The following is a 22,415-nucleotide window of genomic DNA, read 5'->3' on the forward strand; positions in this document are numbered from 1 at the left end:
GCGCTTTCAGCGGATTTGTCTGCAAGCGCACAATTTTCGAGTTGAAAAGAGCAAGTGTGGGTCAGTGCTGTCGCACAGTATATCTTGAATTTATGTGGTTGAATGCGGAAATTGGATCCTCTGCCGGCGACCTAACAGGAAATAAAAATGAATCATCCCAACGTCCAGGCTACTGACAACCGTCCAATAATTAAATGTGAGTCAGTTTATAAAATATTCGGTGAAAATTCTAAGAGGATGCTTCAACAAGTAAATGGACAGGTCGATACAAAGCAGTTTCAAGCTGCCGGCTTAGTTGTAGGGGTTAACAATGCCAGCTTCGAAGTTTCAAAAGGAGAAATGCTTGTAATAATGGGTCTATCGGGCTCTGGAAAATCAACGTTATTGCGCTGTATTTCACGACTTTCAGAGCCAACTTCGGGCCAAATATTTATAGATGGCGAAGACCTAGTGGGAATGAGCCCGCGAAAGCTGATCGAATTACGCCGAAATAAAATGGGGATGGTTTTTCAAAACTTTGCTCTGTTGCCACATAAAACCGTGCTTGAGAATATCGCGTTTCCATTGCAAGTGAAGGGTCAGACCACGGCTGATAGTATAAAACGTGCTTTGGAAATGGTAGAGCTTGTTGGCCTGGCAGGTCGAGAAAATTACTTTCCAAGAGAGCTTTCTGGCGGTCAACAACAAAGGGTGGGTATCGCTCGCTCGCTCGCGGTTGAACCAGATATTTGGTTTCTTGATGAACCATTTTCAGCGCTTGACCCCCTTATCAGAAAAGAAATGCAAGATGAGTTCATGCGTTTGCAGGGCGTGCTGAAAAAAACAATTCTCTTTGTTACGCATGATTTTAACGAGGCGTTACGTCTCGCGGATCGGATCGCAATTATGAAAGATGGGATAATTGAACAGCTTGATACCCCTGCTAATATCGTTCTGAACCCAGCCACCAGCTACGTGCAAAAATTTACTGAAGAAGTACCGCGAGAAAAAGTACTGAAGATAGAGGCGGTAATGGACCCACCGTCTGAACATGCCACTGATGCAACGTTCCAAATCTCAAAAGACGCGATTATTGAAACAGTGGCTGAAGCCGTACTTTCTGCAAAGAACCCAGTGGATGTCGTGGATGCGCAGGGAACCATTGTTGGCTCGGTACAAGCATCAAAGGTAATCCGTGTGCTATTCGGCAAAACTGTTACCAATCGGGTTATGGAGTAAGCTGAGAAGATGGTAATGATAACCCGCAATTCCAAGCTTGTTCAGTTTGTAATTCTCTTGATAATATTTTTCAGTCTTTATTTTGGAATAGAGGCCGCTGATGACAATATATTGTGGCGCTTTCCTGCCCTGATTGCTGGGCTTCCAGGTGCAATAAATGTGTTTGTCGAGCATTTGATGTATGATTGGATGCCGATACAAATTTATGATCCTGAACTCGACGATTACGAGGACTCAGCTTTAATTAAAGAAATCACAAGAAGCTTTTCTCGTGCAGTTCTCTTTTTTATAGAACTAATCCGTGAGCTACTTCTCGGGGGTGTAAAAACTATCGTAGCGTTCACGAGCTGGGATTTTGTGGGAGAGAATGACTGGGCGGTTTGGCCCGCTTTACCCTGGACATTCGTTGCAGGAGGCGCTGCATTTTTAGGCTACACATTGAAAGGCAAAGGTTTAGCTTTTTTGGCGGGTAGCTCTGCCGCCTACATAGCTATTTTTGGTCAATGGGAGCCCGCGATGGAGACTTTATCCTTTGTCTTAGTCGCAGCGCCAGTTTCATGTTTTTTAGGTTTGGTATTTGGGGTCCTCTGCTTCAAAAGCCGGTCAATAGAAATTGTCATGATGCCGTTATTAAACATTGCTCAGACAATGCCTCATTTTTCCTATTTGGTGCCCGTCATGGTCTTTTTTGGCGTGGGAGATCATGCTGGGGCCATCGCCACTATTATCTTTGCCACGCCTCCTATGATACGTCTCACCTTGCTGGGGCTTAAAAGCGTACCGCCGGAGGTTTTTGAAGCAGGTATGATGAGCGGCTGCAATGATTATCAGATCTTGATGCAAGTTCTCATTCCCACTGCGAGAAGAGATATTTTGATCGGTATCAACCAGGTTATAATGCAATGTCTGGCGATGGCCGTTATTGCGTCATTTATCGGTGCGAAAGGCTTGGGTTTCAATCTTCTTCTTGCGCTGAACCAATTACGTGTTGGTCAAGCATTAGAGCTTGGGATTTGCATTGTATTGATAGCGGTGGTTTTGGACAAATTATCGCTGGCATGGGCCAATAAGCCGGTGGATTATTTTGCGGATCGAGGGATCTTAATCCGCCATAAAAATATTCTGACATTGCTCGGAATATTTTTGATCAGCGTTCTGTTTTGTGTTTTTGGTCGTTATGCATTCAGTGAAGAGGTAAACTACCTCTACCTGATCCCCCATAATCAGGGAATTACTACAGAAAATTTCTGGCAAGCCGGTGTCGATTGGATGGTTGAGCATTGGTATCAAGGTCTTCAGGGATTTAATACAGCACTTATAAAAGGCGTTTTGATGCCTATGAAGGCGGCTTATCTCGGCATGCCGGTGATTGCGACCTTCGTGCTAATAATGGGTGTGGGATATATTATTGGGGGACTAAAATCAGCTTTAGTGGTGTGTGGGTTTTTGATGTTTATCGCACTGACTGAGTGGTGGGATCGAGCCTTAATCACTGCTTATATGGCATCATTTGCGGTAATCGTATCTGTGAGCTTAGGAGTGTTAGCAGGCACGTTGGCCGCACAACATCAAAAAGCGAGTAAGATGATCTTACTGGTTTGCGATACGTTTCAAACATTTCCATCGTTTATTTACCTGATACCTGTAATAATGCTTTTTGGTGTTACTGACACATCCGTTCTAATCGCGGTTATCGTTTACGCGACAATACCAGCAACTCGCTATACGGTTGAGGGGCTCAAAAGCGTACCTCAATCGTTGCATGATGCAGGCTCAATGTCAGGCGTGAATAAAATGCAAAGATGGTTAAAAATAGAATTGCCAATGGCATTTCCTCATATAATGCTTGGGGTCAACCAGACTGTCATTTTTGCTTTATTTATGATAATTATCGGAGCGATGATTGGAACGGATGATTTAGGACAATACATCCTAAAAGCTCTTTCTGATAAAAATGGAACCGGAAATGGCCTCATGCTAGGCCTGTGCGTCGCGTTTATCGGTTTATCCGTTGATCACTTAATTCTGACATGGGCAAACAAGCGCAAAGCGTTGCTTGGTTTAGTATAGGGGGCTGGAATGAATACACCCGTTTTATTTTCAACACCCGAAACAAAAGCAGGGGTTCGCAAGCCCGGTATGATGGTTTTGCCGCAAGGGGTTGAAAGGCATCCTGTGCCTGGAGGGGGCAGCCGTGCCGTACCAATTTTTGCTGGTGATCAGATTACGCTGCAAGATGTGGAAGGTTTGCAACCCATTGAAATGGTATTTTTTGGGCCCGACAAACGATCAGATGCCGCGATGTTGGGGGCCAAAGGCGGGCGCAGCCCAGAGGGGTTGATTGCCGCGCTTACCGGGCACCCATCTGGTAAAAAAGTAATCGCTGCGCTTGAGAAAACAGGGTTTTCAATCGCCGATGCCGATGCCAGTCTCGTGTTTGAAGGCGGCTCGCGCGCGGGAGAGACGGCAAGTTTTCAGGCCGTATCGGATGGATTATTGATCATATGCGCCGCGGGTGGCGCGATGGATGCGCATCAGCAATGGGCCCCAAGCGATGTGGTGTTGTTTATCACGCGGATTAATAAGCGGCCCTTGAAAGACATGTCATTGGTGCATGACCCACTGGCCGACCCTTTGGTGAGTTTGCATATTCAACCAGGCGAGGCAAAACCTTATGAGGTGAAGGCGGGGGAATATATTCAAGTTTTAGACGTGCAGGGCAGAGAATGCAGCGATTTTCAAGCCTTTTCGCGCCGCGCTTTGGACGCTGGATTGGAGCGCGATATCGATCCCACAACGACGCGGTCTTTGATGGGGGCGCTTTACCCCAAGCCAGGGCTCTTGGCAAAATACTTTAGCGTTGATCAGGAACCTTTGGTCGAGATTATCCAAGACACGGTGGGCCGCCATGATACATTTGGATTGGCCTGTACCGCGCGGTATTACGAAGATCTTGGCTATCCGGGCCATGTCAACTGTTCGGATAATATCAACCTTGAAATGCAGGCCTATGATGTGCGTCCGCGGGGCGGCTGGCCAGCGATAAACTTCTTTTTCAATACGATTTTAGACGAGACCAATGCGATTTCGATGGATGAGCCTTATTCGCGGCCCGGAGATTATGTTTTGATGCGGGCGCTCACAGATTTAGTTTGTGTTTCAACGGGTTGTCCGTGTGATGTTGATCCAGCAAATGGCTGGCAGCCAAGCGATATTCAAGTCTGGACCTATCGCGAAAATGAAGATTTCAAGCGCTCGATTGGCTGGCGCAAAACTCCGGGGGCTGATGTGGAAGAAACGAAAAAAACTGGGTTTCACGATTGTTTTGCCCGCCATACGCGCAATTTTGTGGAATATGCCGGATATTGGCTGGCGCAGGACATGATGCATCATGGCAGCATAGCTGAATATTGGGCTGCGCGCGAAAAAGCGGTTATTATGGATCTATCGCCGCTTCGAAAATATGAAGTGACGGGCCCTGATGCCGAAGCGCTGATGCAGCTATCTATCACGCGGGATGTGAAAAAAATTCCGGTCGGCGGCATCGTCTATACCGCGATGTGCTATGAACATGGTGGTATGATTGACGATGGCACGTTGTTTCGCTTGGGGGATACCAATTTTCGGTGGATCGGCGGCAATGACCAATCCGGGCTTTGGCTGCGCAAACAAGCCGAGGAGCGTGGCCTAAACGCATGGGTGCGTTCTTCCACGGACCATCATTGCAATGTGGCGGTGCAAGGGCCGTTGTCGCGCGAAATTCTGAAAGATGTGATTTGGACGCCCCCCGCGCAGCCCACTGTTGAAGAGCTGCAATGGTTTCGCTTTTCGATTGGCCGGATTGGCGGCTTTCATGGCCCCTCCGTGGTGCTCAGTCGGACCGGATATTCTGGAGAGCTGGGCTATGAGGTGTTTTGCCATCCGAAAGACGCAGAACAGGTTTTTGACGCGATTTGGGCCGCAGGTGCGCCGCATGGGCTTACGCCTTTTGGGCTTGCTGCGCTTGATATGGTGCGGATTGAGGCTGGGTTGATCTTTGCTGGCTCGGAATTTGATGATCAAACCGATCCAATGGAGGCAGGCATTGGTTTTACGGTGCCTTTGAAAAGTAAAACTGATGAATTTATCGGCCGCGCAGCGCTCGAGCGGCGCAAAGCCCATCCGCAAAAGAAACTTGTCGGGCTTGAATTGGAGGGCGGTGTTGTGCCAACGCCGGGCGATTGTATCCATATCGGGAAGCCACAAGTGGGCGTTGTGACCTCGGCGATGCGCTCGCCTGTTTTGGGCAAAGTGATTGCTTTGGCACGGATAGATTTGGCCCATGCCGAGATTGGCACTGAGTTGGAAGTTGGGCGGCTGGATGGGGACCAACTGCGCTTACCAGCTAAAATTGTTGCATTCCCGCATTTCGATCCGAAGAAAGAGCGGGTGAAGGGCAATTATGAGGGCGTGCGAGGCAGGTGATCAACGCCAAAGCGCCTTCGGGCCGCCTATCCTGCCGCAAGCGCGCTGCGGCCTGTGAGATGCGCCGCTGGTATGTGGCTGGTACAGTTCTTTGGCCATACGTGCGCAGGGGTGAATGGCTCTGATCTGCCATTTGAGCCGTCGATATGAGTTGCACGCAAGACCGCCAAAGCCTGCGCAGCATTGCTTGGTTGTGTTTTTTAAATCTATGATAGTGGCGCTGCGCGCTGGCGGCTTTGTATTTAGGTTTCCCCAGTAAAACGCACCTTTCCGATATAGGCAAGGTTGCGGTTCCGCTGAGCATAGTCAATGCCGTAGCCGACCACAAATTCATCCTGAATGCTGAACCCGATCCAATCGGCTTGAATATCTACTTCGCGCCGCGACGGTTTGTCGAGCAATGCGATGGTTTTCATCCGCGCAGGGTTTCGCGAAGCCAGCAGGCCGGTCACATGATGCAGCGTAAAACCGGTATCCACGATATCTTCCACAACCAAAACGTCTCGATCCTCAATTGCCCCGCGTAAATCTTTTAGGATCCGAACTTCGCGCGAGCTTTCCATTCCGTCGCCATAAGAAGAGGCTTCCAAGAAATCCACCTCCACGGGCAAATCAAGCTCGCGGACCAGATCTGCGATAAACACGAAAGAACCGCGTAGCAAACCAACCACCACCAGTTTATTGGTGCCCGAAAATTCATCTCGGATTTCCCGGCTTAAACTCTCAATTCGGGCCGCGATTGACTTTGCCGAGATCATTTCATCGATGACATATGGACGCTGCACGGCAAAACCCTCTTGATTTTCGTGTCCTACATTACTTAAAGAATGCCGACTGTCACGTCAAAAAGAAGCGAAATGCCAACTCATCAAGAAACAAAAATTTTACCCTATAGCGCCGAGCAGATGTATTCACTGGTGGCGGATGTTGCTGCTTATCCAGAGTTTTTGCCTTGGTGTTCGGCGGCGCGTCTGCGCTCGACTGTGCTCGAAGGTTCCAGCGAAATTCTGGAAGCTGATTTGGTAATTAGTTTTAAAGTGTTTCGCGAACGCTTTGGCTCGCGCGTCACTTTATGGCCGGCCGATCTTAAAATAGATACAGAATATCTTGATGGCCCTTTTAAATACATGGTGTCAAATTGGGCATTTCGCAACGTGGAGGGCGGCTGCGAAGTGACTTTCTTTGTTGATTTCGAATTCAAAAATGCGATCTTGCAAGGCATTATTGGCGTTGTGTTCAACGAAGCGATGCAGCGCGTTGTGCGGGCGTTTGAGCGGCGCGCCGCTGATTTGTTCAAGGCATGAAAAAAGGCGCTTTTCCTAAAAAGCGCCTTTAAACTTGGTATCGCTATAATAAGCTGTTTAGCTGTTTAGCTGTTTAGCTGTTTAGCTGTTTAGCTCATAGGCGCGTTCGCCGTGCACCGACAGGTCAAGCCCATTGCTTTCGGTTTCGGCATCGACGCGCAGCGGGAAGATCAGGCCAACCAGTTTGATCAGGATAAACGTTACAACAAGCGTAAACACACCCACAATGAGCAACCCGCCCAGCTGCGCGGTCCAGCTGCCTTGTCCGAACAGAGCGATCATCACCGTGCCAAAAATTCCTCCGACGCCGTGTACGGCAAAAACATCCAGCGTATCATCGATATTGAAAATATTGCGCACAAAATTGACCGCTTCTTGGCATAATATGCCTGCCACGGCGCCGATGATTAAAGCCTCTACAGGGCCCACAAAACCCGAGGCAGGCGTTATCGAGGCAAGCCCGGCAATGGTGCCGGTGACCAATCCCACCAGCGATGCGCGGCCATATTTTATTTTTTCCCAAAGAGCCCAGGTTAAAGAGGCGGTGGCTGCGGAAATATGGGTCACGGTTAAGGCCATTGCGGCGCCGCCATCAGCGGCCAGTTGCGAGCCTCCGTTAAAGCCAAACCAGCCAACCCACAGCATTGCCGCGCCGATCATCACCATCCCAGGATTGTGGGGTGGTTTGCTTTTATCGCGCCGCGGACCCAACATCGCAGCTATCAATAAGGCAGCAAGGCCGGCGGTTTCATGCACAACGATACCGCCTGCAAAATCGCGGACGCCCGTCTCGCCGAAGATGCCGCCATCGGCCATCATACCACCGCCCCAAATCCAATGCACAACCGGCGCGTAACAAATCAGCATCCAAAGGCCTGAAAAAGTAAGAACAAAGGCAAATCCGATCCGCTCTACATAGGCCCCAACGATCAAGGCCGGAGTGATGATTGCGAAAGTCATTTGAAAGGCGAAGAACAGCACTTCGGGCAGCGTGCCAGATAGGCTTTCGGCATCGACACCAGCTAGAAAGGCTTTGTCCAAGCCGCCCCAAAATCCGCTGTCTGCAGGCCCGAAGGCGATTGAATAGCCCGCAGCCAGCCAGAGCAAGCTCATCAGGCACGCGATTGCGTAGCATTGCATAAACACGCTTAATACATTGCGCGCGCGCACGAGCCCGCCGTAAAATAAGGCAAGGCCGGGTAGCGTCATAAACAGCACCAACGCTGTGGCGACGATGATCCAGGCGGTATCTGCTGGGTTCATTTGATCTTCTCCCTTTGAAGTTTCGGGAGGCATGGCGCAAAAAGCAGCCAAAAAGAAATATAAAGCTTAAAAATAATGCAAAATGCACAGCTATATTTTTTAAGCGTCTATATATGTGGCGTAAATTTTAATGGGTGCCTATTTTTTAAGCGAAATCTGAAAGCCTTCAAGCGCCGCGCAAAAGAGGCGTAGCGCATGATCGCGCGCTGCCTGTCGCACAGCGTCGCGCCCGATACTACCAAACTCTTGTGTTTCGACGCTAAGAAGTTTCGTTTTATGCGCCACGCCAAAGCACACACGCCCCTCTGGCTTGAAATCAGACCCGCCGGGCCCCGCGATCCCCGTGATCGAGACGGCTAGCTGCGCTGCGCACCCGTTCAGCGCGCCAAGCGCCATTTCACCCGCGACCTGTTCGGATACAGCGCCATGCTGTTCTAAGCTGCGCTCTGAAACGCCCAAAAGCTGAGTTTTTGAGAGATTAGAATAGGTCACAAGGCCGCATTCAAAAATTTCGGAGGAACCTGGTTGTTCGGTCAATTTGGCAGCAACAAGGCCACCAGTGCAGCTTTCAGCCGTGGCAAGTTTGATCCGTTGGTCGCGGGCGAGGCGGATGATCGCTTTTACACTCATGAAAGCAGACCATGGAACAGCCCCGCCAAGGCAATCACACCAAGCGCTGCGAATAGGCCGGCGAAACAATCATCCAACATCACCCCGATTGCATCGCTGCGCCGATCTGCCCAGCCGATAATGCTGGGTTTCCAAATGTCAAAAAGGCGAAAAAGCAAGAAGGCAGCAACCCAGCCCGGCCATAAGGCAAAAAGCGAGGCGCCAGCATGGGTTGCTCCAACGGCTAAGGGCAAAAGTGCAATCCATTGCCCGGCCACTTCGTCAATGATCACTTCAGAAGGATCATGGTTTTTATGCAATTGCGTATAGCTCTGCGTGGCCCACCATCCAAGAGAAAGGATGAGGGGCAGGGCAATCAGCGTGCCTAACAGCCCTGCCGAATGAAACATCGCGGCGAAAAGCGGCAATGTTGCAAGTGAGCCCCAGGTGCCGGGCGCGAAGCCAATGAAGCCAAGCCCCATCAGCGTAGCGATATTGCGGCTTAGGCTTTGCATAATAAGGCGCTGGCAAGACTGGCGATACCTTCTTGGCGCCCGGTAAAGCCAAGCTTTTCGCTGGTTGTGGCTTTCACGCTGATCCGATCAGCCTTTATGCCCAGCAGATCAGCCAGGTGAGATTGCATGCGCGCAGCATGCGGTCCAATTTTTGGCATTTCGCAAATGATCGTGCAGTCGATATTGCTGATGTAAAAGTCATGTTTTGCCACCAGAGCTGCAGCATGCTTCAAAAAAACTGCGCTGGCTGCGCCTTTCCATTGCGGGTCAGAGGGTGGAAAGTGGCGTCCAATATCCCCTAAGGCCAGCGCGCCATAAAGCGCGTCGGTGATGGCATGCATCGCGACATCGGCATCTGAATGGCCTTTAAGCTGCGCGTTATGGGGAATGGCAATGCCGCAAAGAATGACCTGATTGCCTGGTTCAAACGCGTGTACATCATAGCCGTTGCCCAACCGGATGTCTTTCATCTTCGATCCTTCATTATTTTGCTGGCCCGCTCGAAATCTTCGGGGATTGTTATCTTTATGTTTTCTTCATGCCCGGAAATGATTTTTACGCTCAACCCGGCCTGCATGGCGACTTCTACATCATCGGCGGCGGCTCCGCAGGCTTGCGCATGTGCTTGCAAGATGCTTTCAAAGTCAAACCCTTGGGGTGTTTGGGCGCGAAATAAATTCTCTCTTGCAACCGTTTCATCCACCAAGCCATCCTGCCCCCGCCAAAGCGCATCGGTGATCGGCAGAGCGGGCGCTGCGCCTGAATGTGTTTGCAGCGCCTCGATCACATCAGTGATACATTTTGCGCTGATCAAAGGGCGCGCCACATCATGGATTAAAACCTGTTTTGGCGCAGCGGCGCGCAAAGCGCGCAAGCCATTGTAAACAGATTGATTGCGGGTTGCGCCGCCAAGCGCGGTTTTAATCGTCGGATCGGTGAGCCTATTTTGATCTTCGGGATGCAGCACCACGAGGATTGTATCGATATTGCGATGCTGTTTAAAGGCGTTCAGTGTATGGTCGATCACCCGCTTTCCCGCGAGCATTTGCCATTGCTTTGGGTCATTGCCGCCTGCGCGGGTGCCACGCCCTGCGGCCACGATAAGAGCTGCTATCGACATTTTTTTTCCATCCTGCACCATCGTGTTTACGGTTTTCTGATTTCACTGGCAATCAGAGATAGTTGATTAAATTTTAGGCATTTTTTTAAAATTGGTTATAAATTTGGCGTGTGGTGCTTGTTTCGCGCTGAGAGAGGCTCTACCCATGCCTCGAACATGATTGGAATGGCAATGATCGATCTGGGAGCAATGAAGATAGAGACACCTGTTTTTCTGGCGCCATTGGCCGGGATCACAGATCTGCCCTTTCGAAATCTAGTCACAGGGTTTGGGGCGGGTTTGGTTGTGAGTGAAATGATTGCCTCGCAGGATATGGTGATTGCCCGCGCGGGATCTCGTGAGAAAGCTGAATTGGGGCTGGGGTTCGAAAAAACAGCGGTTCAATTGGCGGGGCGCGAGGCGTTTTGGATGCGCGAGGCTGCGCGGATGGTTGAAGATCAGGGGGCGCGGATGATCGATATCAATATGGGTTGCCCTGCGAAAAAAGTGGTGTCCGGCTATTCTGGTTCGGCCTTATTGAAAGATCTAGATCACGCTTTGCGTTTGATCGAGGCGGTGGTTCAGGCGGTGAATCTTCCGGTCAGCTTAAAAACCCGCTTGGGTTGGGACGATAATTTGTTGAATGCACCGGAATTGGCGCGTCGCGCCGAAGCTGCGGGGATTTCAATGATCACGATACACGGGCGCACGCGGTGTCAGTTTTACAAAGGGTCGGCGGACTGGTCGGCGATCGCAAAGGTGAAAGAGGCGGTTTCAATTCCGGTTATCGCCAATGGTGACATCACAGATTTAGAGGCTGGCCGCGCGGCTTTAAAGGCATCGGGGGCCGATGGTGTTATGGTTGGACGCGGCGCGCAAGGTCGGCCTTGGTTTTTATCGCAGCTTGCTGCCGGGCTCTATGGGAAAAAAAATGCCGTATCGCTCAAAACCAAAGATTTGATCGAATTGGTTCAGAAACATTATCAGGATATGCTTTCGTTTTACGGAGAGGCTTTGGGAATCCGCGTGGCGCGCAAACATTTGGGATGGTATATGGACGAGGCCAATGCGCCGGCTGCTCTGCGCCGTGAAATTTTAACATCACAGAACCCAAAGCATGTGCTTTGCAATTTGCCCGAAGCGCTGGCCCAGCGTGAGGGGGTATGAGCGAGATGTCGATGGGAGCAATCTGGTCTTCTTTGCCAGTGCCGGTTTTGGTGATCGGTGAAAAGGATATTATAAGCGAGATTAACCCTGCTGCAGAGGGTTTTTTGAATATGTCTGAGCGGGCTTTGGTGGGGACCTCGCTGTGGCGCTGTATTTCGATAAACACGCAGGTTTCTGAAAGCTTTGAGCGCGCCCGAGAAAATTTAACGCCTTTATTTGTGAATGATGTTTCGGTTGAGATGGGCCCTAAATCGACGGTTTTGTGCAATTTGAAGTTCACGCCTTTGCTGGGCATGGCGGGTTTTATGCTGTTGCTGATCGAGCCGCGGAATTTGGCCGGCCGGTTGACGCAAACGCAAAGCGGTAAATCGGCGGCAAAATCTGCTATTGGAATGGCTGAAATGCTGGCGCATGAGATTAAAAACCCTTTGGCTGGTATCATGGGCGCGGCCCAATTGCTGTCGATGAGCTTGCCGCCGAAAGATTTAGAGTTGACCGATTTAGTGGTGGCTGAAACACGGCGTATTTTGAAGTTACTTGAGCAGGTTGAACAATTCGGAAACCTGAAGCTCGTCCAGAAATCTGCAGTTAATATCCATGATATATTGGATCGGGTGCGCCGATCTTCGCAATTGGGGTTTGGCGCGCATATGACCTATATTGAAGAATATGACCCGTCATTGCCAGCGGCCTATGGGGATGCCGATCAATTGCTGCAAGTGGTTTTGAATCTGGTAAAAAACGCCTCTGAAGCCGCCTCGCCATCGGGAGGGAAAATTCGCCTCAAAACCTATTACGAGCATTCTTTTCGGATGCGCCGTTCGGATGGCTCAGGGCAAAATCTACCGCTGCAAATTGAAATCTGTGACGATGGGCCAGGCTTGCCCAACGATATCAGGTCGGATGTTTTTGATCCTTTTGTGTCGGGGCGCGAGAATGGCACAGGGCTTGGCTTGGCCTTGGCCAGCAAAATAATTTCAGATCATGATGGATGGTTATCGGTGGATTCTGTGCCGGGCAAAACGGTGTTTCGCATCTCTTTGCCCTTGGTGCCACGCGAAGAGAAAGTGAAAGGATAAATTATGGACGGAACAGTACTGGTCGCAGATGATGACAGAACCATTCGCACCGTTCTCACCCAAGCGCTGACGCGGGCAGGCTGCCGTGTCCATGCGACGTCCAGCCTAACCACGCTGATGCGCTGGGTTGGTGAGGGCAAAGGGGATGCGGTGATAACCGATGTTATGATGCCCGATGGCAATGGTCTTGAGATGCTGCCAAAGATTTCTTTAGATCGCCCCGAGCTGCCGGTGATCGTAATCTCAGCGCAAAACACCATTATGACGGCGATCCAAGCCGCAGAAGCAGAAGCTTTTGATTATCTTCCAAAACCGTTTGACCTGCCCGACTTGATGAAACGTTGTGCCCGCGCGCTTGAACAGAAACAGCCCGTGGCCTCCAAGCCGCAGCTCGAGGTCACGCCGGATGTGGAAGAGGATGGGTTGCCCCTCGTGGGCAAAACGCCGGCGATGCAAGGCCTTTACCGCTTAGTTGCACGGGTAATGAATTCTGATCTGCCGGTGCTTATCTCCGGTGAATCTGGAACCGGAAAAACGCTTATCGCAAAAGTTCTGCACGATTATTCAGATCGGAGAAATCTGCCTTTCGTGGTGGTGAATGAAACAGATTTGGTTGCTTTAGACGGGCCAGCGAAAATCCTTGCCCGGGCCAAGGGCGGCACAATTTTATTTGAGGAAATCACCGATATAAATGAAGAAGGTCAGGGCCGGATTGTGAGAATGATTGACAATCCGGGCGAGTTTTCACCGCGGTTTATCGCCACCATGCAAGGGGAGGTGAGCGGTGAGGTTGGTCCAAAAATGGTGCGCAGCGATCTTTATTATCGCTTGGGGGGCGCCACGATCCATGCGCCTGCCTTGCGTGAGCGCGTGGATGACATCCAGCTTCTAAGCGCCTTTTTTCTGGCCCGCGCAGAACGCGATGGTGGCCTTCAACGCGTTGTTACCAAAGAAGCAGAACAATTGTTTCGAAATTATAGCTGGCCGGGAAATGTTCGACAGCTTGAGAATGTTGTAAAGCGGCTTTCGCTAACCGCGCGCGCTTCGGAAATCACGCTGACCGAGGTGGAACAAGTTTTGGGAAGCCAACCGGCCATGAACTCGGCGCTGCAAAAAGGCTCATCAGATCGGTTATCTGCGGATGTTGAGCGCCATCTCAGGCGGTATTTTGATTTGCATGGCAGCGTTTTACCGCCGCCGGGCCTGCATGCGCGCATTTTGAAAGAGCTTGAACATCCATTGATTTCCATTGCCTTAGAGGCGACAGGGGGCAACCAAGCCAAATGCGCTGATCTTTTGGGGATAAACCGCAACACTTTGCGCAAGAAGATCAATGAGCTTGACATTAAGGTCACACGTCGACGAAAACTGATGTAAAGAAGTCACAGTGATCGGCTGATATGCGGCAGCGCAAAATGTTTAAACATCGGAATCGAGACTAGCATGAGCGTGCGCGCGATGCGGCTTCGATGGGTTGATCTTGTCAGTCTTAGGCGTTGGCGTCGGCTGGTAAGTTTTATAAATCTGGCTCTTGTCTGTTTGGGGCCAGCGCTTGCCGCGTTAACCTATGTCACCTTAGGCCCTTTGGATGCTGGCTCGGGCTCAACGCTTTTGCGTTTGGTTTTATTTTCCGATTTTATATATGTGATGTTGATCGTTGCACTGGTGTTGCAGCGCGTTTTGCGCATCATTGCGCAAAGGCGGCAAAAATCCTCGGGCTCGCGCTTGCATTTGAGGCTGACAGGGGTGTTCAGCATTATGGCGCTTTTGCCGACGATTACGGTTGCAGCCTTCGCGCTTTTATCAATTAACATGGGATTCGAGGCGTGGTTTTCAGACCGTGTTCAGCGCGTCATCGGCGCATCATTATCGGCTGCAGATTCCTATCAGCAAGACCAAAGACGTGCGCTTGCAGAAGATGCAGACGCGCTTGCCGAAGCTTTGGAAAGTTACCGACGCGCCCGCGGTGTGGTTGACTTGCAAAACTTTCGAGTCTTTTTGAGCGATGAACAAGTTAAAATACAACGGGGTTTGCGAGAAGCCTTTGTGATCAATGGAATGGGTGATTTGATTCTGCGCGGAAACCGGTCTTATTTGTTTGATTATGAACCCCCGTCTGCCCAAGATTTTACAGCTGCCTTAACCGAGATTTTGCTGATTGAAGATCTTCCAAATAACGAATTACGGGCTTTGATATACCTGTCAGGTTTTGCGGATTATTACCTGTTGGTATCGCGCGATATTGACGGAAATTTATACGGTTTGCTTGACGAAACCCGCGAAACCGCCAAGCTGTATCAGCAGTTGGAAAGCGAACGTGGCTACGAATTGTTTCAATTCGGTTTGATTTATTTGGCGTTTGCAGTGCTGTTAATCGTTTCATCAATTCTATTGGCCCTGCTCTTTGCCGAGCGGCTGTCAAGGCCGATCGGCCGTCTTGCCGGGGCCGCTCAGGCGGTTGGTGAGGGTAATCTTGACACCCAAGTCATCGAGGAAGAGGGCGATGATGAGCTGTCATCGCTGTCGCGTTATTTCAACCAGATGACGCGGCAGTTGAAACAGCAACGCGACCGTTTGCTTGAGAATACGCAACAAATAGAACGACGCGGACGCGTGTTTGACAGCGTTTTATCTTCGGTTACATCGGGTGTGTTTGGGCTTGATCCCAAAGGAATGATCACATTTGCAAACCCTTCTGCCGAAAGGCTTTTGGGGAAAAATAAAACCGATAACGCATCTCAGTTGAGCCTAGCAGTGCCAGAATTCGCGCCTTTGCTTGAGCGTCTGCAAAACAGCCGGTCAGATAATTTACAAGAAGAGGTTAAAATTCTTCGACTTGGGCGTTTGGAAAGCTTTTTGGTACGCCTTGCACCGCGCCGGCGCGAAGATGGACGGCTTGAAGGCTATGTGGTGGCCTTTGATGATGTAACAGATCTGGTGTCGGCCCAAAGATCTGCGGCATGGGGGGATGTGGCGCGGCGCATTGCCCATGAAATCAAAAACCCTTTGACGCCCATTCAGCTCTCTGCAGAGCGCATTCAACGAAAATTTGCGCCACAACTCGGCGCTGAGAGTGGCCAACTGGAGCAAATGACGGATGTGATTATCCGACAAACCAATGATTTACGGCGTATTGTGGATGAGTTTTCTAAATTTGCCAGAATGCCGGAATTGGTCAAGAAATCTGAAAATTTAAATGAAGTTTTGGCTGCCGCCGTCACGTTGCAGGAATCTGGACAGCCGGGTGTAACGTTTGAATTAAAGATGCCCGATGAAGAAATTTGGGCAGAAATTGATGCAACGATGTTGTCGCAAGCGCTCACCAATGTACTCAAAAATGCTGGAGAAGCAATTGAGGCTGGCTGGCGGTCGGGCCTAGGCACTGACAGGCAGGGTGAGATACGGGTTGAAATGCAAGCCGCGCAATCGGGCTTTACCATCGCAATCTCTGATAATGGGATCGGATTGCCTCAAGATCGGAGTAAACTGTTCGAGCCCTATGTGACAACGCGTGAAAACGGAACAGGTTTGGGGTTGGCAATCGTAAAGAAAATCATTCAAGAACATGGTGGAACTTTAAGTTTGTTGGATGCCGCGCCCTTTTCAAACGGCAGTCATCCAGGGGCAAAGGTTTTGATCGACTTAACCCATAGTGATCAAACGTTAATGGATTCAAAGCAAAAGGAACCAAATTAGCATGGGCGATATTTTAATCGTTGATGATGAGCGCGATATTCGCGAGCTGATTTCAGATATTTTACAAGATGAAGGATTTGAAACCCGCATCGCAGGAACAGCTGAAGAGTGTATGAAAGAAGTAGACGCCGCGCCGCCCGGCTTGTTGATCTTAGATCTCTGGTTGAAAGACCGTGATCTTGACGGGATTGATATCTTAAAAAAGGTGAAGAAGAATTATCCCCATGTGCCCGTTGTGATTATATCTGGGCATGGCAATATCGAAATCGCAGTCGCCGCGATCAAACAGGGCGCGTATGATTTTATCGAGAAACCCTTCAATATTAACCAGCTTTTGGTTGTTATTCGGCGCGCGATGGAAGCATCCCAACTGCGGCGTGAAAATTTGGAATTGCGCTCTAAAGAGGAACCAGCCAGCGATATGATTGGACAAAGCTCAGGGTTCAAGACGCTTTTGTCAAACTTGGATAAGGTCACCAAATCAAATGCGCGGGTGCTGTTAACGGGGGCTTCTGGCTCAGGCAAAGAGGTTGCGGCGCGCTATATCCATGCCCATTCTGATCGCGCGCATGGCCCCTTCATTATTGTGAATTCTGCGTCCATTGCGCCCGACCAGATGGAAAATCTACTGTTTGGAAGCGAATCCACGAAACCTCAAGAAGGCGAGGGTTTATTTGCTCAAGCAAATGGCGGATCGATTTATTTTGATGAAATCGCAGACATGCATCTAGAGACGCAATCCAAAATTTTAAGGGTCTTGGTGGACCAACAATTTCAACGGCCAGGCTCGCATGATCTGGTTAAGCTAGAAATGCGCGTGATTTCTTCAACCAGCCGGGATTTGCCTGCTGCAATTGAACAAAAAAGGTTTCGCGAAGAGCTGTATCATCGGTTGAATGTGGTACCTATCTCTGTGCCCGCGCTTAGCGAAAGGCGCGAAGACATTCCGCTTTTGGCAAAATTTTTTCTTGAGCAATTTCATCAAATTCAAGCTTATCCGCAAAGAACATTAAGCGATCAGGCAGCCGCGATGTTACAAGCGATGGAGTGGCCTGGTAATATTCGTGAATTGAAAAACTTGCTCGAACGCATTTTGATTTTAAGCGAGGGCCAAGGTGAAATCACTTCTGATGATTTGCCAACCGACACGGCGTCACAGGCGGCTGGGGCCAATGGGCCGGTCTTGCAGGGTTTGGCATCTTTGCCTTTGCGCGACGCGCGCGAGGCTTTTGAACGCGAATATTTGATGGTTCAAATCGAACGTTTTGGAGGCAATATCAGCAAGACAGCCCAGTTTGTTGGGATGGAGCGAAGCGCGTTGCATCGCAAATTAAAGTCGCTCTCGATCGTCTCTGGCGTAAAACAGCTGGATTGAACCGGTTAGGGGTTCGAGATATGGTGTAGATCGAAACCGTTTCGGTGGCGGGTTTGCGCACTCAAATACTGTTCCCAATAGAAGGGAAAAGAAATGAAGATTATTATTTGTGGTGCTGGCCAAGTTGGCTGGCAAATCGCGCGACACTTATCGGGCGAGCGCAATGATGTAACGGTCGTTGACAGCAATCCTGATTTGGTCAGGCGCGCTATGGATACGCTTGACGTGCAGGGCGTATCAGGCTTTGCCTCTTATCCCGATGTTTTGGAAAAAGCCGGTGCCAAAGATGCTGAAATGATCATTGCGGCGACCCATTCGGATGAGGTGAACATGGTCACCTGTCAAGTGGCGCATTCGGTGTTTGATATTCCCCGAAAAATAGCCCGGTTGCGCAGCAAATCTTATTTAGATGCCATTTATTCGGATCTTTATCGCCGTGATCATATGCCGATTGATGTGGTGATCAGCCCGGAACGCGAAGTTGCGGATGCGGCGCTGAAACGGCTTTCGGCCCTTGCTGCGTTTGATACCGAATTGTTTCTGGATGAGCAGGCTCAATTGCTGGGCCTGCGGCTTGACGAAAATTGTCCGGTGCTGAACACGCCCTTGCGGCAGCTTAATGATCTTTTTTCAACGCTCAGGGTGATCGTAATCGGGGTTCGCCGCCAAACCGCTTTATTCGCCCCCGAGGCGGGGGATCAATTATTCGCTGGTGATGAAATTTACGTGATGTGCCACGCTGAAGATACGGTGCGCACGATGGAAGTGTTTGGAAAATCGCAAGGCAAGCAAGATCGGGTTGTACTTGTAGGGGGCGGCAATGTCGGGCTGTCAATTGCCAAATCCTTAGAATCTCGGACCCAACGCGTGCGCAGCAAGATCATTGAAAAAGATAGAAATATCGCTGAACATGCCGCCAATGAGCTTGAAAAAACCATTGTCTTGAATGGTGATGGGCTCAATTCCGCGTTGCTTGCAGAGGCCAATATTGGCAAAAGCGATGTCATCTTGGCGGTGACAGATGATGATAAAACCAATATGTTGGCGGCAGTTCGGGCAAAAATGTCGGGGTGCCCCCGATCGATTGTTTTAATCAATGACCCGTCCTTGGTACCGCTTATGGCGCCTTTGGGGATTGATGCGTTTATCAATCCGCGCGCAACCACCGTAAGTTCGATTTTGCGACATATCCGTCATGGGCGGGTGCGTGGTGTTTATTCAATTGGTGATGCAGAAGCTGAAATTATTGAAGCCAAGGTGTTGTCAACATCGCCGATTGCGGGGCAGAAGATTTCCGATATCGACTTTCCCGAAGGTGTTTTGGTTGGAGGGGTGCTAAAATCGGGCATAATGATGAAGCCCGTAGGGACAACCCGTATTGAAGAGGGTGATGTCATCGCTTTGTTTTCTTTGGCTAAGGATATCACCGAAGTGGAGCGTCTGTTGCAAGTTTCCATAGATTTTTTCTAACCTATGCAGCGTCACCTTTTATATTTGCCCTTCGCGCTGCAAATATTTGGCGTGATGGCGATTTCGATGATTGTGCCAAGCCTATATGCTTTGGTAACAGAGCAGTTTTTCGAGGCCCGCATGTTTTTCTACACGGGGCTTTTGGGCGTTACGTTTCTAGCGCTTATCGGGCTTGCGCGTTCAAATCAAACTTCGCGTGAAACGGCGCTTGATCAAATGTTATCATTGGCGTTGATCTTCGTTTTTTTGCCCGTGTTTTTAGCCATTCCAGAGTATTCAGTTATTCGAACAACGTCGTTTTTAAATGCCTATCTCGATATGGTAAGCGCCTTAACCACAACTGGGTTTGAGGTGTTTCCTGCAGGGCGCTTGTCCGATGCTTTACATTTATGGCGTGCGCTCGTGGGCTGGATGGGGGGGGCTTTAATTTGGGTGGCTGCGGTGGCAATTTTAGCACCGCTGAACCTGGGTGGGTTTGAGCTTACCGGGCAACACGCGAACGCACGGCGTCAAGCGAATTTTATATCTACTTCTGAAAGAAAATTATTTTTAATGCGCAGCGTGCAAACTTTGATGCCACTTTATATTGGCCTGACTGCGGTATTATGGCTGGGCTTCATTCTGTCTGGTGCATCTGGATATAACGGCTTTATCTTTGCGCTATCCGTTCTGTCGACAAGCGGAATAACGGCCTATCAGGGGGTTGCAGGCCTGTCTTCGGGGATTTGGGCAGAGGTTTTGATCGTTTTGTTCTTTACGCTGGCGCTGAGCAGGGTTCTTTGGGCCCCCGAAAAAACAACGGGCTTTGCCAAGGGGCTCTTGAGAGATGTCGAATTGCGCCTGGCCATTTGGATCACCATTTTGCTCAGCTGCGTTCTCTTCATTAAGCAAGTTTCTTCATCGGCCGCGCCTTTGGCAGAATATGGGCCAGAGGGTTTGCTGGCTTTGATATGGGGCAATCTATTCACTATTTTATCTTTTTTAAGCACGACGGGCTGGTCGAGCCAATATTGGGAACCCATTGCGCCTTTGAGCAACGCGGGAATCCCAGGGTTTTTATTTTTGGGCTTAGGCCTAATTGGTGGCGGTATCGCAACCACTGCCGGCGGCGTAAAGCTGCTTCGGTTTTATATTCTGTATTTAAACGCTTTACGCGAGGTCGGTCGTTTGGTGCATCCTTCCTCGGTCGGAAAAACAAAAAGCCAAAATCAGTATGATCTCGGGCAGGGGGCTTTTGCAGCCTGGATTTTCTTTATGCTATTCGGTCTTAGTTTGGCTGGGATCACGCTGTCTCTTGCGGCTTCTGGGCTTAGTTTTGAGACGGCTCTGGCTTTATGCGTCAGCGCCATCAGCACCACTGGGCCCGCTTTGATGATGGTCATAGAAGGCCCTTTTGATATGATTGCATTACCCGGTCTGGCGAAGGCGATATTATGCCTTGCGATGGTTTTGGGGCGGCTTGAAATACTGGTCATTTTGGCGCTTTTGCGCCCTGAAATTTGGTTGCGCCAATAAGTTGCATCGCCTAGCTCTTTGAATTATGAGTCGAGTGTAAAGAAAAAGCTGTCGGCGCGGCTTTTACACCCTGCATATTCAAGGCGCTGCAAAAATAAAAAGGTAATACAATGGCCTCTGACCGTCAAAATCTTCAAGATGCATTCTTAAATCACGTTCGCAAAACGAAAATTCCGGTGACCGTGTTTTTAATCAATGGGGTGAAGCTTCAAGGTGTGATCACTTGGTTCGATAATTTTTGTATCTTGCTTCGCCGAGACGGGCAGTCACAGCTTGTGTATAAGCACGCAATTTCCACGATCATGCCGTCTCAATCGATTTCGCTTTATGAAGGTGAAGATCAAAATTGATAGAGCATGAGGGCAGGGTTACGCGCGCCTGGGTGCTGCATCCTGAACTTAAAACCGTGTCCGGCCGCCGCGATCCCGTGGCTGCCTTGGCTGAGGCCACGTCCTTGGCGCGGGCTTTGCCCGAGCTGGATGTTGTTGGAGCAACAGTTATTGGCTTGAAAAAGCTGCTTCCGGGCACGCTTTTTGGTTCTGGAAAATTGACAGAATTAAAAGAGATTTTTGAAGAGCACAATGTCGAACTGGTGCTACTGGACGGCCATGTCACCCCCGTTCAACAGCGCAATTTGGAAAAAAAATGGGGCGTAAAGCTTCTGGATCGCACGGCGCTTATTCTGGAAATCTTTTCAGACCGGGCTTCAACGCGCGAAGGCGTGTTGCAAGTGGAAATGGCAGCATTAGGGTATCAACGCACCCGTTTGGTGCGCGCCTGGACGCATTTGGAGCGGCAGCGCGGTGGTCTGGGTTTCGTGGGTGGCCCAGGTGAGACGCAGATTGAGGCGGATAGGCGCGCGATTGATGATCAATTGCTGCGACTGCGCCGGCAATTGGATAAGGTTGTAAAGACCCGTGCGCTACATCGGGCCGCGCGGGCCAAGGTGCCGTTTCCGATTGTGGCTTTGATCGGATATACAAATGCGGGTAAATCAACTCTATTCAACCGCCTGACGGGCGCGCAGGTGATGGCGAAAGATATGTTGTTTGCAACGCTTGACCCCACGATGCGTAATTTAACGCTGGCAACTGGGCATCGCGTCATTCTATCCGATACGGTTGGGTTTATCTCAGACTTGCCCACGGAATTGGTGGCGGCGTTTCGCGCAACATTGGAAGAGGTATTAAGCGCTGATATCATTATCCACGTTCGTGACATTGCGCATGCCTCAAGCGAGGAGCAAGCGACAGATGTAGAGCGTACGCTTGAAAAGCTGGGTGTGTCTTCACAGGTTCCGCTTCTAGAAGTTTGGAATAAAATTGACGAGTTAGAGGAAGAGGCCCGCGCGTCGGTGTTGCTAAGGGCTGAGCGGCAGGAAAATGTGATTGCGATTTCGGCGCTGACTGGTGCAGGATTAGGGGGGTTGCAAACGCGTATTTCAACCCAGCTTAACGTGTCTCGCTATGTGATGGATGTGAAGTTATCGCATGCCGAGGGGCGGCGCAGGGCATGGCTGTATCAAGAAGGCGTAATCTTAAAAGAAGAAACCACCGAGACCGGTTCGATATTTGAAGTGGAATGGGATGACGCGCAGCGCCAGCAATTCGACGCTCTGTAAGCCTGATATCATTTTAGGCG

General features: G+C 50.1%; 19 protein-coding genes. 13 read left to right on the forward strand and 6 right to left on the reverse strand.

What is annotated here, in order from left to right:
- Positions 1-147 precede the first annotated feature (147 nt).
- The 3 genes from UM181_13080 to UM181_13090 are packed head-to-tail and all read left to right on the forward strand — an operon-like array spanning position 148 to position 5,682.
- The gene (locus UM181_13080) at positions 148-1,218 is read left to right on the forward strand and encodes a betaine/proline/choline family ABC transporter ATP-binding protein (GenBank protein WQC62247.1); all 1,071 of its coding nucleotides are present in this window, start codon (positions 148-150) and stop codon (positions 1,216-1,218) included.
- A gap of 9 nt (positions 1,219-1,227) precedes the next feature.
- A complete protein-coding gene (locus UM181_13085) occupies positions 1,228-3,288 on the forward strand; it encodes an ABC transporter permease subunit (GenBank protein ID WQC62248.1) in 2,061 nt (686 codons plus the stop codon).
- Between the two features lie 9 nt (positions 3,289-3,297).
- Positions 3,298-5,682 (forward strand): DUF1989 domain-containing protein, encoded by a 2,385-nt coding sequence (locus tag UM181_13090; GenBank protein ID WQC62249.1) that lies wholly within the window; start codon positions 3,298-3,300, stop codon positions 5,680-5,682.
- A gap of 242 nt (positions 5,683-5,924) precedes the next feature.
- Here the strand turns inward: UM181_13090 and hpt are convergent, their stop codons facing one another.
- On the reverse strand, positions 5,925-6,440 hold the full coding sequence (gene hpt / locus UM181_13095; protein WQC64758.1) for a hypoxanthine phosphoribosyltransferase: 516 nt from the start codon (positions 6,438-6,440) through the stop codon (positions 5,925-5,927).
- A 99-nt stretch (positions 6,441-6,539) separates the two neighbouring features.
- Between hpt and UM181_13100 the strand changes: the two genes are divergently transcribed.
- On the forward strand, positions 6,540-6,986 hold the full coding sequence (locus UM181_13100) for a type II toxin-antitoxin system RatA family toxin (GenBank protein WQC62250.1): 447 nt from the start codon (positions 6,540-6,542) through the stop codon (positions 6,984-6,986).
- Between the two features lie 81 nt (positions 6,987-7,067).
- Here UM181_13100 and UM181_13105 read toward each other — a convergent pair whose 3' ends face one another.
- The 5 genes from UM181_13105 to ispD form a co-directional block, all read right to left on the reverse strand.
- The gene (locus tag UM181_13105; protein ID WQC62251.1) at positions 7,068-8,249 is read right to left on the reverse strand and encodes an ammonium transporter; all 1,182 of its coding nucleotides are present in this window, start codon (positions 8,247-8,249) and stop codon (positions 7,068-7,070) included.
- Positions 8,250-8,387: 138 nt separating this feature from the next.
- On the reverse strand, positions 8,388-8,879 hold the full coding sequence (locus UM181_13110) for a CinA family protein (protein ID WQC62252.1): 492 nt from the start codon (positions 8,877-8,879) through the stop codon (positions 8,388-8,390).
- Positions 8,876-9,373 carry a phosphatidylglycerophosphatase A gene (locus UM181_13115; protein ID WQC62253.1) on the reverse strand — a complete coding sequence of 166 codons (498 nt, stop codon included), beginning with the start codon at positions 9,371-9,373 and terminating at the stop codon, positions 8,876-8,878. The genes UM181_13110 and UM181_13115 overlap by 4 nt, the downstream gene beginning before the upstream one ends.
- Positions 9,361-9,843 carry a 2-C-methyl-D-erythritol 2,4-cyclodiphosphate synthase gene (gene ispF / locus UM181_13120; GenBank protein WQC62254.1) on the reverse strand — a complete coding sequence of 161 codons (483 nt, stop codon included), beginning with the start codon at positions 9,841-9,843 and terminating at the stop codon, positions 9,361-9,363. Before ispF ends, UM181_13115 begins: the two co-directional genes overlap by 13 nt.
- Positions 9,840-10,493, reverse strand: a complete 654-nt coding sequence (gene ispD / locus UM181_13125; GenBank protein WQC62255.1) for a 2-C-methyl-D-erythritol 4-phosphate cytidylyltransferase — start codon at positions 10,491-10,493, stop codon at positions 9,840-9,842. The genes ispF and ispD overlap by 4 nt, the downstream gene beginning before the upstream one ends.
- 165 nt (positions 10,494-10,658) lie before the next feature.
- On the opposite strand from ispD, the gene dusB reads away from it, so the two are divergent.
- The 9 genes from dusB to hflX all read left to right on the forward strand — a co-directional run bounded on the left by dusB (position 10,659) and on the right by hflX (position 22,395).
- Complete coding sequence (gene dusB / locus UM181_13130) at positions 10,659-11,639, forward strand: tRNA dihydrouridine synthase DusB (GenBank protein WQC64759.1); 981 nt, start codon at positions 10,659-10,661, stop codon at positions 11,637-11,639.
- A 5-nt stretch (positions 11,640-11,644) separates the two neighbouring features.
- Complete coding sequence (locus UM181_13135; protein ID WQC64760.1) at positions 11,645-12,718, forward strand: ATP-binding protein; 1,074 nt, start codon at positions 11,645-11,647, stop codon at positions 12,716-12,718.
- Positions 12,719-12,721: 3 nt separating this feature from the next.
- On the forward strand, positions 12,722-14,095 hold the full coding sequence (locus UM181_13140; GenBank protein WQC62256.1) for a response regulator: 1,374 nt from the start codon (positions 12,722-12,724) through the stop codon (positions 14,093-14,095).
- A 66-nt stretch (positions 14,096-14,161) separates the two neighbouring features.
- Entirely contained in the window at positions 14,162-16,414 is a 2,253-nt protein-coding gene (locus UM181_13145; GenBank protein ID WQC62257.1) for a PAS domain-containing sensor histidine kinase, read from the forward strand.
- A 1-nt stretch (position 16,415) separates the two neighbouring features.
- Positions 16,416-17,789, forward strand: coding sequence for a sigma-54 dependent transcriptional regulator (locus tag UM181_13150; GenBank protein WQC62258.1), 1,374 nt, complete (start codon positions 16,416-16,418; stop codon positions 17,787-17,789).
- A 93-nt stretch (positions 17,790-17,882) separates the two neighbouring features.
- The gene (trkA, locus tag UM181_13155; GenBank protein ID WQC62259.1) at positions 17,883-19,259 is read left to right on the forward strand and encodes a Trk system potassium transporter TrkA; all 1,377 of its coding nucleotides are present in this window, start codon (positions 17,883-17,885) and stop codon (positions 19,257-19,259) included.
- 3 nt (positions 19,260-19,262) lie between these two features.
- A complete protein-coding gene (locus UM181_13160) occupies positions 19,263-20,774 on the forward strand; it encodes a potassium transporter TrkG (GenBank protein ID WQC62260.1) in 1,512 nt (503 codons plus the stop codon).
- 110 nt (positions 20,775-20,884) lie between these two features.
- Entirely contained in the window at positions 20,885-21,124 is a 240-nt protein-coding gene (gene hfq / locus UM181_13165; protein ID WQC62261.1) for an RNA chaperone Hfq, read from the forward strand.
- On the forward strand, positions 21,124-22,395 hold the full coding sequence (hflX, locus tag UM181_13170) for a GTPase HflX (protein WQC64761.1): 1,272 nt from the start codon (positions 21,124-21,126) through the stop codon (positions 22,393-22,395). Before hfq ends, hflX begins: the two co-directional genes overlap by 1 nt.
- The last annotated feature ends 20 nt before the right edge of the window (positions 22,396-22,415 follow it).

This window comes from Alphaproteobacteria bacterium US3C007 (assembly GCA_034423775.1).
In the GTDB taxonomy this organism is placed as follows: domain Bacteria; phylum Pseudomonadota; class Alphaproteobacteria; order Rhodobacterales; family Rhodobacteraceae; genus Thalassovivens; species Thalassovivens spotae.

Excerpts from the sequence above, each read along its gene's own strand:
- trkA (WQC62259.1), top strand. The coding sequence starts at position 17,883 with ATGAAGATTATTATTTGTGGTGCTGGCCAAGTTGGCTGGCAAATCGCG.
- UM181_13160 (WQC62260.1), top strand. The coding sequence starts at position 19,263 with ATGCAGCGTCACCTTTTATATTTGCCCTTCGCGCTGCAAATATTTGGC.
- UM181_13140 (WQC62256.1), top strand. The coding sequence starts at position 12,722 with ATGGACGGAACAGTACTGGTCGCAGATGATGACAGAACCATTCGCACC.
- ispF (WQC62254.1), bottom strand. The coding sequence starts at position 9,843 with ATGAAAGACATCCGGTTGGGCAACGGCTATGATGTACACGCGTTTGAA.
- UM181_13115 (WQC62253.1), bottom strand. The coding sequence starts at position 9,373 with ATGCAAAGCCTAAGCCGCAATATCGCTACGCTGATGGGGCTTGGCTTC.
- UM181_13080 (WQC62247.1), top strand. The coding sequence starts at position 148 with ATGAATCATCCCAACGTCCAGGCTACTGACAACCGTCCAATAATTAAA.
- UM181_13085 (WQC62248.1), top strand. The coding sequence starts at position 1,228 with ATGGTAATGATAACCCGCAATTCCAAGCTTGTTCAGTTTGTAATTCTC.
- ispD (WQC62255.1), bottom strand. The coding sequence starts at position 10,493 with ATGTCGATAGCAGCTCTTATCGTGGCCGCAGGGCGTGGCACCCGCGCA.
- hfq (WQC62261.1), top strand. The coding sequence starts at position 20,885 with ATGGCCTCTGACCGTCAAAATCTTCAAGATGCATTCTTAAATCACGTT.
- UM181_13100 (WQC62250.1), top strand. The coding sequence starts at position 6,540 with ATGCCAACTCATCAAGAAACAAAAATTTTACCCTATAGCGCCGAGCAG.
- UM181_13110 (WQC62252.1), bottom strand. The coding sequence starts at position 8,879 with ATGAGTGTAAAAGCGATCATCCGCCTCGCCCGCGACCAACGGATCAAA.
- UM181_13135 (WQC64760.1), top strand. The coding sequence starts at position 11,645 with ATGTCGATGGGAGCAATCTGGTCTTCTTTGCCAGTGCCGGTTTTGGTG.
- UM181_13145 (WQC62257.1), top strand. The coding sequence starts at position 14,162 with ATGAGCGTGCGCGCGATGCGGCTTCGATGGGTTGATCTTGTCAGTCTT.
- UM181_13150 (WQC62258.1), top strand. The coding sequence starts at position 16,416 with ATGGGCGATATTTTAATCGTTGATGATGAGCGCGATATTCGCGAGCTG.
- dusB (WQC64759.1), top strand. The coding sequence starts at position 10,659 with ATGGCAATGATCGATCTGGGAGCAATGAAGATAGAGACACCTGTTTTT.
- hpt (WQC64758.1), bottom strand. The coding sequence starts at position 6,440 with ATGATCTCGGCAAAGTCAATCGCGGCCCGAATTGAGAGTTTAAGCCGG.
- UM181_13105 (WQC62251.1), bottom strand. The coding sequence starts at position 8,249 with ATGAACCCAGCAGATACCGCCTGGATCATCGTCGCCACAGCGTTGGTG.
- UM181_13090 (WQC62249.1), top strand. The coding sequence starts at position 3,298 with ATGAATACACCCGTTTTATTTTCAACACCCGAAACAAAAGCAGGGGTT.